The 11,437-nt window shown below is 71.3% G+C and carries 11 protein-coding genes and 1 tRNA gene; 5 read left to right on the forward strand and 7 right to left on the reverse strand.

Going from position 1 to position 11,437, the window contains the following annotated elements; translation table 11 throughout:
- Positions 1 to 28: 28 nt before the first annotated feature.
- The 3 genes from D1825_RS10580 to polA all read right to left on the reverse strand — a co-directional run bounded on the left by D1825_RS10580 (position 29) and on the right by polA (position 4,868).
- A complete protein-coding gene (locus D1825_RS10580; protein ID WP_118767390.1) occupies positions 29 to 1,675 on the reverse strand; it encodes a solute symporter family protein in 1,647 nt (548 codons plus the stop codon).
- Positions 1,672 to 2,025, reverse strand: coding sequence for a DUF485 domain-containing protein (locus tag D1825_RS10585; RefSeq protein WP_118767391.1), 354 nt, complete (start codon positions 2,023 to 2,025; stop codon positions 1,672 to 1,674). Before D1825_RS10585 ends, D1825_RS10580 begins: the two co-directional genes overlap by 4 nt.
- Before the next feature lie 113 nt (positions 2,026 to 2,138).
- The gene (gene polA / locus D1825_RS10590) at positions 2,139 to 4,868 is read right to left on the reverse strand and encodes a DNA polymerase I (protein ID WP_118767392.1); all 2,730 of its coding nucleotides are present in this window, start codon (positions 4,866 to 4,868) and stop codon (positions 2,139 to 2,141) included.
- Here polA and D1825_RS10595 point away from each other — a divergent pair.
- The gene (locus D1825_RS10595; protein WP_118767393.1) at positions 4,867 to 5,280 is read left to right on the forward strand and encodes a PaaI family thioesterase; all 414 of its coding nucleotides are present in this window, start codon (positions 4,867 to 4,869) and stop codon (positions 5,278 to 5,280) included. The two genes, polA and D1825_RS10595, sit on opposite strands and share 2 nt — an antisense overlap.
- Here D1825_RS10595 and D1825_RS10600 read toward each other — a convergent pair.
- Positions 5,196 to 5,873 carry a GNAT family N-acetyltransferase gene (locus tag D1825_RS10600; RefSeq protein WP_118767394.1) on the reverse strand — a complete coding sequence of 226 codons (678 nt, stop codon included), beginning with the start codon at positions 5,871 to 5,873 and terminating at the stop codon, positions 5,196 to 5,198. The two genes, D1825_RS10595 and D1825_RS10600, sit on opposite strands and share 85 nt — an antisense overlap.
- Positions 5,874 to 6,106: 233 nt before the next feature.
- Between D1825_RS10600 and D1825_RS10605 the strand changes: the two genes are divergently transcribed.
- Positions 6,107 to 6,865, forward strand: a complete 759-nt coding sequence (locus D1825_RS10605) for an endonuclease/exonuclease/phosphatase family protein (protein ID WP_118767395.1) — start codon at positions 6,107 to 6,109, stop codon at positions 6,863 to 6,865.
- A gap of 50 nt (positions 6,866 to 6,915) precedes the next feature.
- On the opposite strand, the gene D1825_RS10610 is transcribed toward D1825_RS10605, so the two are convergent.
- Complete coding sequence (locus D1825_RS10610) at positions 6,916 to 7,590, reverse strand: ANTAR domain-containing response regulator (RefSeq protein ID WP_118767401.1); 675 nt, start codon at positions 7,588 to 7,590, stop codon at positions 6,916 to 6,918.
- Positions 7,591 to 7,686: 96 nt separating this feature from the next.
- On the opposite strand from D1825_RS10610, the gene D1825_RS10615 reads away from it, so the two are divergent.
- A tRNA-Leu gene (locus D1825_RS10615) sits at positions 7,687 to 7,760 on the forward strand.
- 83 nt (positions 7,761 to 7,843) lie between these two features.
- Here the strand turns inward: D1825_RS10615 and D1825_RS10620 are convergent.
- Positions 7,844 to 8,797 carry an alpha/beta fold hydrolase gene (locus D1825_RS10620; RefSeq protein ID WP_118767396.1) on the reverse strand — a complete coding sequence of 318 codons (954 nt, stop codon included), beginning with the start codon at positions 8,795 to 8,797 and terminating at the stop codon, positions 7,844 to 7,846.
- Between the two features lie 110 nt (positions 8,798 to 8,907).
- Here D1825_RS10620 and D1825_RS10625 point away from each other — a divergent pair, with 110 nt between their 5' ends.
- Positions 8,908 to 9,879 carry a helix-turn-helix transcriptional regulator gene (locus tag D1825_RS10625; protein ID WP_118767397.1) on the forward strand — a complete coding sequence of 324 codons (972 nt, stop codon included), beginning with the start codon at positions 8,908 to 8,910 and terminating at the stop codon, positions 9,877 to 9,879.
- A gap of 103 nt (positions 9,880 to 9,982) precedes the next feature.
- Here the strand turns inward: D1825_RS10625 and D1825_RS10630 are convergent, their stop codons facing one another.
- The gene (locus D1825_RS10630; RefSeq protein ID WP_118767398.1) at positions 9,983 to 10,375 is read right to left on the reverse strand and encodes a DUF7144 family membrane protein; all 393 of its coding nucleotides are present in this window, start codon (positions 10,373 to 10,375) and stop codon (positions 9,983 to 9,985) included.
- A gap of 250 nt (positions 10,376 to 10,625) precedes the next feature.
- Here D1825_RS10630 and D1825_RS18245 point away from each other — a divergent pair.
- Positions 10,626 to 11,437: hypothetical protein (locus D1825_RS18245; RefSeq protein WP_199721564.1), on the forward strand; the 812-nt coding region annotated here is incomplete at its 3' end.

An 11,437-nucleotide genomic window follows, 5' to 3' on the forward strand; every position in this document is an offset into this window, starting at 1 on the left:
GCTCGGCGGCCATCCCGGGCGCCGGGCGTCAGTGGACGGTCGCCTTCTCGGAGCCGGCACCCGTGAGCGAGCGGACCTCCATCTCCGCGTACTTCTCCGGGCTGGACTTCCCCTTGCTCGCGTAGGTCCCGACGATCCCGAGCACGAACGCGAGCGGGATCGTGATCAGGCCCGGGTTCTCGAGCGGGATCAGGTGGAAGTCGATCGACGTGTCCTTGATCATCGACAGGCTGTCGCCCGTGACCGGGTCGACCTTGCCGGACACCACCGGCGAGAACGTGATGAGCACGATGCAGGAGATGAGCCCGCCGTACATGCTCCACAGCGCACCCGACGTGTTGAACCTCTTCCAGAACAGCGAGTAGAGGATCGTCGGGAGGTTGGCGCTGGCGGCGACCGCGAAGGCGAGCGCGACGAGGAACGCCACGTTCTGCCCGTTGGCGAAGATGCCGCCGATGATCGCGAGGATGCCGATGACGACGACCGTGATCCGCGCGACGCGCACCTCGCCGTCGGGCTTGATCTCGCCCTTCTTGATGACCGACGCGTAGATGTCGTGCGCGAAGGACGTCGCCGCGGTGATCGTGAGGCCGGCGACGACCGCGAGGATCGTCGCGAACGCCACCGCCGAGATCAGGCCGAGCAGGATCGTGCCGCCGAGCTCGAACGCGAGCAGCGGGGCCGCGGAGTTCACGCCACCTGGCGCCGCCTTGATCGCCTCCGGACCGACCAGCGCTCCCGCGCCGTAGCCCAGGACGAGCGTGAACAGGTAGAAGATGCCGATCAGCCAGATCGCCCAGACCACGGAGCGGCGGGCCTCCTTGGCGGTCGGCACCGTGTAGAAGCGCATGAGCACGTGCGGCAGCCCGGCCGTGCCGAGCACGAGGGCCAGGGCGAGCGAGAGGAAGTTCAGCTGGCTCGTGGCGCTCGCGCCGTACTGCTTGCCGGGCGCGATGAGGGCCTCACCGCCCTCGCCCGCCTTGTCGATCGCGCCCTGCAGGAGGTCGGACAGGTTGAACCCGAACTTCGCCAGCACCCACACGGTCATGACGGCGGCGCCGACGATCAGCAGGATCGCCTTGATGATCTGCACCCACGTGGTGCCCTTCATCCCGCCGATCAGCACGTACAGGATCATCAGCGCGCCGACGACTGCGATGACGACACCCTGCGCACCGGTCCCCTCGACGCCGAGGAGCAGCGCGACGAGCCCGCCGGCGCCGGCCATCTGCGCGAGGAGGTAGAAGAACACGACGGCCAGGGTCGCGAGCGACGCCGCCATCCGCACCGGGCGCTCCTTGAGCCGGAACGAGAGCACGTCGGCCATCGTGAACTTGCCGGTGTTGCGCAGCAGCTCCGCGACCAGCAGCAGCGCGACGAGCCACGCCACGAGGAAGCCGATCGAGTACAGGAAGCCGTCGTAGCCGTTGATGGCGATCGCACCGCAGATGCCGAGGAACGACGCCGCGGACAGGTAGTCACCCGCGATGGCCGTTCCGTTCTGCGGGCCCGTGAAGCTGCGGCCGGCGGCGTAGTAGTCCGCCGCGGTCTTGTTGTTGCGCGAGGCCCGGAACACGATGATCAGGGTGATCAGGACGAAGACGCCGAAGATCGCGATGTTGACGGCGGGCTCGCCGATCTGCTCGGTCTCGGCCATCGGCAGCACGGCGCTCATGCGGCACCCCCGGCGTTGTCGACCGTGCCTTCCTCGATGTGCAGCCGCAGCCGTTCAGCGACCGCGTCCTGGCGGTTGTTGGCCCACCGCGCGTAGACCATCGTGATGATGAACGTGCTCGCGAACTGGCCGAGCCCGAACAGCAGCCCGACCGTGATGTTGCCCCAGACCTTGGTCGCCATGAAGTCGTGGGCGTAGTCGGCGAGCAGGACGTAGACGAAGTACCAGATCAGGAACAGCGCCGTCATCGGGAACACGAAGTTCCGGAACCTGCGCTTGAGCGCCTGGAACTCGTCGCTGCGTTGGACGCGTTGGTAGTCGGTCTCGAGACCGTCGGCAGTTTCGCTCACTGCGCCTCCAGGGTGCGGGGTGGCCCCTTTGCCACCACCGAACAGGGTGTCGCATTTCACCCGGTTCGCACGTTGACAACGGTATCGACACGCCGAAGCACCCGAACGAGGGGCTAGTGGCCCGCCTCGTGCCAGCTCGCCCCGACGCCGACGCTCACGTCCAGCGGGACGTTCAGCGGCCCACCGGGGACGGCGTCCCCGGCGGCGGCCATCTGGGTGCGCAGCAGCGCCTCGACGGCGTCGCGCTCCCCCGTGGCCACCTCGACCACGAGCTCGTCGTGCACCTGCAGCAGCAGCCGCGACGCGAGGCCCTGCTTCGTCAGCTCGGCGTCGACGCCGAGCATCGCGACCTTGATGAGATCGGCCGCGCTTCCCTGGATCGGCGCGTTGAGCGCCATCCGCTCGGCGACCTCGCGACGCTGCCGGTTGTCGCTCGTCAGGTCCGGCAGGTAGCGGCGCCGGCCCAGGATCGTCGCGGTGTAGCCCGTGGTGCGCGCCTCGTCGACGACGCTCGTCAGGTAGTCGCGCACGCCGCCGAACCGCTCGAAGTAGTCCGCCATGAGCGCGGACGCCTCGGCCGGCGCGATGGACAGCTGCTGCGAGAGCCCGTACGCCGACAGCCCGTAGGCCAGGCCGTAGCTCATCGCCTTGATCTTGGAGCGCTGCGCGGCGCTGACCTCGGTGGTCGGCACGCCGAACACCCGGGAGCCCACGTAGCTGTGCAGGTCCTCGCCGGAGCGGAACGCCTCGATGAGGCCCTCGTCGCCCGAGAGGTGGGCCATGATCCGCATCTCGATCTGCGAGTAGTCGGCGGTCACGAGCGTCTCGTAGCCGTCGCCCACCACGAACGCGCGGCGGATCTGGCGACCCGCCTCGGTACGGATCGGGATGTTCTGCAGGTTCGGGTCGGCCGACGAGAGGCGGCCGGTCGCCGCGATGGTCTGCTGGAAGGTCGTGTGGATCCGGCCGTCGGGGGCGACCGAGCGCAGCAGGCCCTCGACCGTCTGGCGCAGGCGGATCGCGTCGCGGTGCGCGAGCAGGTGCTCGAGGAAGGGGTGCTGGGTGCGGCCGAACAGGTCCGTCAGCGCGGCAGCGTCCGTGGTGTAGCCCGTCTTGATCTTCTTGGTCTTCGGCATGCCCAGCTGGTCGAAGAGGACCTCCTGGAGCTGCTTGGGCGAGCCGAGGTTCACCTCGCGGCCGATCACCGCGTACGCCTCGGCCGCCGCCTCGCGCACCGTGGCGTCGAACGACCGCTCCAGGCTGCTCAGGTAGTCGGCGTCGATCGCGATTCCCGTGCGCTCCATACGACCGAGCACGTCCTGCAGCGGCAGCTCGAGGTCGGTGAGCAGGTGGCTCAGGCCGCGGTCGCCGACCTCGCCGTCGAGCACGTCGGTCAGGTCCCGCACGGCCGCGGCCCGGACGGCTGCGCGGCGGCCCTCGTCGGAGCCGTCCAGCTCGAGGTCGAGGGCACCCTGGCCGTCCGACGAGCCGTCGTCGCCGCCCAGCTCGCGGCGCAGGTAGCCGATCGCGAGGTCGGCCAGGTCGTACGCGCGCCGGTCCGGCTGGCACAGGTAGGCGGCGAGCTCGGTGTCGAAGACGACGCCGACCAGCGCGAGGCCGCGGCCCGCGAGGGCGTGCCAGGCGACCTTCGCGCCGTGGATCGACTTCGGGGCGTCCGCGTCGGCGAGCCACGCGGCGAGCGATGCGTCGTCGGCCGGGGCGATCTGCTGCAGGTCGAGCGCGACGGCCTGGCCCTCGTCGTCGGCGATCGCGATGCCCCACGCGTCGGGGGCCGCGGGAGCGCCCGAGCCGCGCACATCGAGGCCGAGCAGACGGCCCGCGCGCTGCGCGAGCCACTCCCCGAGCTCGCCGTCGCCGAGCTGGGCGACGTCGAGCTTCGCGGCGGCCGCGTCGACGGAGGCGGCCTGCTCCTCGTCGTCCAGCATCGCGAAGAGCCGGTCGCGCAACGTGCGGAACTCGAGCTCGTCGAGGATCGCGTGCAGCGCGGGGCGGTCCCACGCGCGTGCCTCGAGGTCCTCCGGGCCCAGGGGCAGCTCGAGGTCGGTGATCAGGGCGTTGAGCCGGCGGTTGAGGGCGACCTGCTCGAGGTTGTCGCGCAGCGACTCCCCCGCCTTGCCCGGCACCTGGTCCGCGCTGGCGAGGACGTTCTCGAGGCCGTCGAACTGCACGATCCACTTGGCCGCGGTCTTGGGGCCGACGCCGGGGATGCCCGGCAGGTTGTCGCTCGACTCGCCGACGAGGGCCGCGAGGTCCGGGTAGCGCGCGGGGCCGACGCCGTACTTCGCCTCGACGGCGGCGGGCGTCATGCGTGCGAGCTCGGAGACGCCCTTGACCGGGTAGAGGACCGTGACGTCCTCGGTCACGAGCTGGAACGAGTCGCGGTCGCCCGAGCAGATCAGCACCTGCATCCCCTGCGCGTCGGCGCGCGTGGACAGGGTCGCCAGGATGTCGTCGGCCTCGAACCGCTCCTTGGTCAGGACCGGGATGTGCATGGTCTCGAGCACGCGGCGGATCACGTCGACCTGGCCCTTGAAGGGCGCCGGCGTCGCGTCGCGGTTGCCCTTGTACGCCTCGTACTCCTCGGTGCGGAACGTGGTCCGCCCGAGGTCGAAGGCGACCGCCACGTGCGTCGGCGCCTCGTCGCGCAGCAGGTTGGCGAGCATCGAGACGAACCCGAACACGGCGTTGGTGGGCTGGCCCGACGAGGTCGCGAACTTGTCCACGGGAAGGGCGAAGAACGCCCGGTACGCCATGGAGTGTCCGTCGATCAGAAGCAGTCGGGCTGGCTGTGCGTCGCTCACGGGTGCCAACCTATCTGCCATGACCGACACGACCGACGCGACCGCGTCCCTGCCCCCCATCGCCGGCACGCTGCTCGAGCGGATGGGCATCGAGATCTCCGAGGTGACGCCCGAGCGCGCCGTCGGCACCATGCCCGTCGCGGGCAACACCCAGCCGTACGGGCTGCTCCACGGCGGCGCGTCCGCGGTCCTCGCCGAGACGCTCGGGTCCTACGCCGCCCAGGTGCATGCGGGACCGGGGCGTGCCGCGGTCGGCATCGAGATCAGCGCGACGCACCACCGCTCGGCGCGTAGCGGGCTCGTCACCGGGACCGCGACGGCCGTCCACCTGGGGCGGACGCTCGCGACCTACCAGGTCGTGCTGGAGGACGCCGACGGGCGGCGCATCTGCACAGCGCGGTTGACCTGCATGGTGATCGACACCGACGCCTGATCGACCGCGGCCGACGCGCTGCGGCTCTCGCGCACCTGGCGCCGTCGGGCGATCAGGTCCTCGAGGCCGCGCGGCGCGGGGCGGCGCGCGGCGCCGGCGCCCTCGTGCGCGAGCCGGCGCTGCAGGGCAGACGTCGTCACGACGCGGTGCGCGGCGGCCGGGGCGAAGCCGAGGCGCGCGAGGAAGCGCTGCATCCCCCGGCTGCCGGGCAGCGGCGTCGCGTACACGTCGGTCGCGCCGGCCTCGTCGGCCTGCTGCGCGACCGTGGCGAGGAGCATGTGCCCGAGCCCGCGGCGTCGCGCGTCGGGCAGGACGTAGACGGCCTCGAGGTTGAGGCTGACGGCGTCCGTGAAGAGGCTGGGGCCGACGAGCCGCGCGAGCAGCATCCCCGCGGGTGTCCCGTCGACCGTGCCGACGAGGATCAAGCCACCCGGGATCCCGAGGAGCACGCCCAGCTGGTCACGCAGGCGGTCGGCGTCGTCCGTGCACAGCTGGGCCCCGACGGCGGCTTCGGTGCGCGCGGTCAGGCACAGCTCGACGAGGGTGTCGAGATCGTCGGGTCCTGCGGGACTGACGTGAACTCCGGGGCGCACGGGCAACCTCCAGACGGGACGAGGGGGATCCGGTCGGGGTGGCACCGCCTCTGCCCGCGGTGGCGCCGCTGCCGATCATGGCCCAACTGGATCGTCTTGCCTAGACCTTCCGGCAAGTCAGGTCACGAGACGGACACGAAAGTTGGACATCTGACCGATATCCACGCCGTCAACCGCGATCTGTTGCGTCCGGACGCGCTGCGGACGCCGCCTCGAGCCAGCAGAATCACGGCATGCGGGTCGCCACGTACAACATCCAGCACGGCCGCTCCGAGCTCGACCGCCGCGTCGACGTGGACCGGTTCGCGGCCGCGGTGCGCGCGCTCGACGTCGACGTCCTGGTGCTGCAGGAGGTCGACCACCACCAGCGCCGCTCGCGCCGTGCGGTGCTGACGGAGGTCGCCGCGGAGGCGATGGGCGGGGCCGAGCACCGCTTCGTCCCGACGATGCGCGGGACGCCAGGACTGTGGCGCCGGGCGGGCTCGGTGCCCGCCGACCGCCCCGCCTACGGCATCGCGGTGCTGTCCCGCGTCCCGGTCCTGGAGTGGGAGACCGTCCGGCTCGCCGGCCGCCCCGGGATCACCTGGGTGGGCTCGGGCCGGGTCCGCCGGCCGGTGCGCGACGAGCCGCGAGCGGCCGTCGTCGCCGTCGTCGCGGCCGACAGCGGACCGGCGAGCGTGGTCGGGACGCACCTGAGCTGGTTGCCGTCGTGGAACCGCCACCAGCTCGAGATCCTGGTCGAGGCCACGAGCCGCTGGCCCCGCCCGACCGTGCTCATGGGCGACCTGAACATGCTCCCCGCGCAGGCGACCGCGACCTCGGGCTTCACCCCGCTGGCCACCGCCCCGACGCACCCGGTCGCGAAGCCTGTGCGGCAGATCGACCACATCCTCGGCCGCGGAGCCGTGCGGGCGACCGGGGCGGCGACGAGCGTCGACACCGGCCTGTCCGACCACCGCGCGCTCGTCGTCGACCTGGCGTTCGGTCCCTGACGCACGAAAGGCCCGCCGGGGCGGGCCTTTCGTCGTGCGGTGGAGCGCTGTCAGGCTGCGCCGCCGCCGACCTGCTCGATGACCGCGTCGGCCACCTCGCGCATCGTCAGGCGACGATCCATCGAGGTCTTCTGGATCCAGCGGAACGACTCGGGCTCCGACAGGCCCATCTTCGTCATCAGCAGACCCTTGGCCCGGTCCACGCGCTTGCGGGTCTCGAACCGGTCCGCCATGTCGGCGACCTCGGCCTCGAGCGCGCTGATCTGCGCGTACCGCGAGATCGCGATCTCGACGGCGGGCAGCAGGTCCGCGGGGCTGAAGGGCTTGACGACGTAGGCCATCGCGCCGGCGTCGCGCGCCCGCTCGACGAGCTCGGTCTGCGAGAACGCGGTCAGCAGCACGACCGGCGCGAGGTGCGCCTTGCCGATGCGCTCGGCCGCGGAGATCCCGTCCAGGACGGGCATCTTCACGTCCATGACGATGATGTCGGGCTTGAGCTCGGTCGCCAGGGCCACCGCCTGCTCGCCGTCGCCCGCCTCGCCGACGACGTCGAAGCCGGCGTCGCGCAGCGTCTCGACCACGTCCATGCGGATGAGGGCCTCGTCCTCGACCACGACCGCGCGGCGCTTGGGGCGGTCGGCGGGAACCACCTCGGGCTCGACGGACTCACCGGCAGTGGTGATGTCGAGGGCATCGGTGGGGGTGGCGGGGGCGTCCTTGGTCACGGGCACAGCGTAACCGTGCAGCGGCTGCGCGCGTCATCAGTTACTCCTGTGAGTGGTGACACGTGCTCGCGCGCGCGGGCCCTATGCTTTTCGCTGGCCCCGATAGCCCAACCGGCAGAGGCGTTCGGCTCAAACCCGATCCAGTGTGGGTTCGAATCCCACTCGGGGCACATCCGGCACATCTCGGGGCGTCTCGACACGTCGAGACGCCCCGAGAGTGACGCCGGGGGCATCGAGTACGGGCGTCGGCCGGCTACGACTCGTCGAGGACAACCCGCCGGAGCCAGTCGAGCATCACGCGGGAAGCCTCCTCCGGCAGCTCCTCCTGGATCCAGTGGCCGCAGTCCAGGTCCACGACCTCGACTCGCGGGACGAACGCCTCGAGGTTCGGCGCCCTCATGACCGCCGGGTCACGTGTGCCGTAGATCATCAGCGCCTGCTGTCGGACGATCGGGTCGACGTCGGCCATCAGCTCCCAGTTGCGGTCCAGGTTGCGGTACCAGTTCACCCCAGGTGTGAAGCCCGATGCCGCGAACGCGTCCACGAACACCGCGAGGTCGCGCTCGCTCATCACCGCCTCACCGCGTGGAGTCTCGGCGAGGGCGAGGTTGAGGAGCGCCATGCCCGCCCCCGGCTCGGTTGTCGGCTCGTTGTCGCGGTAGAGGTTGCGCAGGAACTGCCGGGTGTTCGCGTCAAAGACGGCGTCAGCCACCCCGGGCTGACGGTTGAAGTGAACGAGGTAGGAGTCGCTGCCGGCGATCGCCTCGATGAACGCCAGGGGCGGCACGTCCCCGCGTGCCATGTAGGGCAGGCTGAGCGCGATCACCTTGTTCACCCGGGTGGGATGCAGGACGGCACTGCTCCACACCACGTTGGCGCCCCAGTCGTGGCCAACGAACGTCGCGTCCTCGTACCCGAAGTGATCCAGGAGGCCGACGAGGTCGCCGGAGAGCTGCACGATGTCGTAGTCGGAGACCTCGGTGGGGCGGGACGAGTTGCCGAAGCCGCGCTGGTTGGGCGCGATGACGTGGTACCCGGCGGCGGCGAGCGCCTCCATCTGACGGCGCCACGAGAACGCCAGCTCCGGCCAGCCGTGGCAGAGGACGATGGGACTGCCGACGTTCTCCTGCCCCGCCTCGAAGACTTCGAGCTCGATGCCGTTGACGGCGACCATGCTCGGTCGGGGAAAGTCGATGGGGTTCGACATGGGCTGTCCTCTCGGGCGACTACCGGTCCGCGCGGTGCGGCGGCCGGTGGACGTGACCGTAGGAGCCATTGCGGACAGGATCTGTCCTCGATGGCGGGCAGACTGGGAACATGTCGGCTGACCCCACCGGGCGCGCGCTCACGCTGCTCTCGCTGCTCCCGACCCACCGGTTCTGGCGCTGTGCGGAGCTCGCCGAGCGTCTCGACGTGACCGAGCGGACGGTGCGCCGCGACGTGGACCGTCTTCGTGAGCTCGGCTATCCCATCGCGGCCACCCCGGGCAGGTACGGGGGCTATCGCCTGGAGTCCGGAGCGCACATGCCGCCGCTCGTGGTCGACGACGACGAGGCCGTCGCGCTGGCGGTCGGGCTCCGCTACGCGGCCGTCGCCGCCATCGACGGCATGGAGGAGACGTCGCTGCGGGCTCTCACCAAGATCGAGAACCTGCTGCCGCACCGACTGCGCAGGCGGGTGGCAGCCCTGCACTCCAGCGTGACATCCGTGCCGTCGCACACCACCTGGAACCCGGTCGACCCGGAGCTGCTCAGCGTCCTTGCGGCGGCGTGCCGCGACCACGAGCTCGCACGGTTCGACTACCGCACGGGCGAGGGCAGTGACGGTCGACGCCTGGTCGAGCCGCATCGGCTCGTCACTGCAGGCCGGCGGTGGTACCTCGTCGCGTGGGACAGGGACCGCGACGACTGGCGCACCTTCCGGCTCGACCGACTCGCGCGCCCATGGGCGACCTCGGGCCACTTCACGCCCCGCGAGATCCCCGGCGGGGACGCGGCAACGTACGTCGCCGGCGCTATCGGCTCGATCCCCCGTGAGCTGGTCGCCACGCTCGCGCTGGGCGCCGAGCTGGACGCCCTCACCGAGGTGCTCCGGTGGGTGGACCACGACGTGGTCGAGACCACGACGGGCGGCACGGTGATCCAGATCCGTGGCGAGGATCTTGGGCGGCTAGCCATGACGGTCGCCCGCATCGCTCTCACCACATCGGTGCGGGTGATCGAACCCGACGATCTCGCACGCGCCGTCGAGCGCATCGGCGCCCACCTCACGCCCCAGCTTCGACCCTGACGCGGCGGCACGTGGGCGGCAAGATCCGACTCGGGGGCGTCGCTGCACGCGACCAGGGTCAGCGCGAGGCAGCCGGCGACCACGGCCACGGTGCCGCGTGAGGTCACGCGACGATCTCGCGGCCGTGCGCCGTCAGCGCCCAGATGACGAAGACGTCCAGGACGATGACGATGATGCTCCACCACGGGTAGTACGGCAGCCAGGCGAAGTTCACCACGATGCTGACGGAGGCCACGACCACGCCGACCGTCCTCGCCCAGACGGCACCGGCGAAGACGAAGATCCCCGCGAGGGCGACGACGATCCCGAGCAGCAGGTGGACCCATCCCCACGCGGTGACGTCGAACTCGAAGACCCACTTCGCCCCCGCCACGTAGAACGTGTCGTTGAACAGCGCCACGAGTCCCTGCATGGCTTGCACCACACCCGCGATGATCAGCATCGTCGCGGCGAACACGGTCAGTCCCACGGCAAACCCGTTGCGTCCTTCAGTCACGGTCGGTCTCCTTCTCGATCACGCTGGTCGGCTGGCGGTCGCGGCGCCTCACGGAGCTCACGTGGCGATCGTCTCGGCGGCCCGGGTGGTCCCGCACTACCCCGGGCGGGGTGATCGTGCGTGAGCGTCGCGCCGTGCTCGACGCGCACGAGCCCGCCGGCACAACCTGCCCCCCGGCGATGACCGGGCCCAGTAGCCTCGTCAGATCGCTGCCAGGCGACGTCGCGCACGATGTTCCCCAGGAGTCCAGATGGTCAGACCGGTCGGGCCGCTGCCGCGCGCGCAGAGCCTCGTCCGCGTGTGGTCGTCGGCCGCCGACGCCCCTCGGCAGCGCCGCCAGACGGACATCCTGCTGCTGGCCGCATCCGTCGTCGCCCTCGGGGTGCTGTCCCTGGCTGCGCCGGGTCCGACCGGCGCCGATCACGCGCTCGCCACCCTGCTCGCGTGGCTCGAACCCGTGCTCGGCTGGCTGTGGGGTGTCGTCTACGCGGTCCTGACGCTGTGGGCCGTCGGTGTCGTGCTGCTCGCTGCGCTGAGCCGGGGGCGTCGTCGCCTCCTCGTGGACCAGGTGCTCGCCGCAGCCGTCGCCTACGGCGCAGCGTTGGCCGTCGGAGCAGTCGCCGGCACCGACCCCTCGGCCACCGCTCACGCCTTCGTGGCCTCCGGTCCCCCGGTCATCTACATCGCCACCCGGGTCGCCGTCATCACGGCGATCGTCGTCGCGGCGTCACCGCACCTCGCACGGCCGTGGCGGTACGCGAGCCGGTTCGTGCTCGGCCTGGGGGCCTTGGCCGCCGTCGGGCTCCAGGCGACGAACCTGCTCGGCGCGGCCGCGGCGATCGCGGTCGGCGTCGCGGCGGCGGCAGCGGTCCACCTGGTGCTCGGGTCGCCGCCCGGACGGCTCAGCGACGAACAGGTGCGGCAGGCACTCCTCGACCTCGGGGTGCCGACGAGCGAGCTCACCTCGAGCGCGGGCCGAGCCGAGGCCGACAACGTGCTCGTCGGCCGCACGGCAGAGGGTGCAGCCGTCCTCGTCACGGTCTACGGCCGCGACGCGTGGGA

Source organism: Cellulomonas rhizosphaerae (genome assembly GCF_003470205.1).
GTDB lineage: Bacteria > Actinomycetota > Actinomycetes > Actinomycetales > Cellulomonadaceae > Cellulomonas > Cellulomonas rhizosphaerae.

Coding starts and splice junctions, on each gene's coding strand:
- D1825_RS10580 (WP_118767390.1), bottom strand. CDS start 1,675: ATGAGCGCCGTGCTGCCGATGGCCGAGACCGAGCAGATCGGCGAGCCC.
- D1825_RS10625 (WP_118767397.1), top strand. CDS start 8,908: ATGTCGGCTGACCCCACCGGGCGCGCGCTCACGCTGCTCTCGCTGCTC.
- polA (WP_118767392.1), bottom strand. CDS start 4,868: ATGGCAGATAGGTTGGCACCCGTGAGCGACGCACAGCCAGCCCGACTG.
- D1825_RS10620 (WP_118767396.1), bottom strand. CDS start 8,797: ATGTCGAACCCCATCGACTTTCCCCGACCGAGCATGGTCGCCGTCAAC.
- D1825_RS10595 (WP_118767393.1), top strand. CDS start 4,867: ATGACCGACACGACCGACGCGACCGCGTCCCTGCCCCCCATCGCCGGC.
- D1825_RS10605 (WP_118767395.1), top strand. CDS start 6,107: ATGCGGGTCGCCACGTACAACATCCAGCACGGCCGCTCCGAGCTCGAC.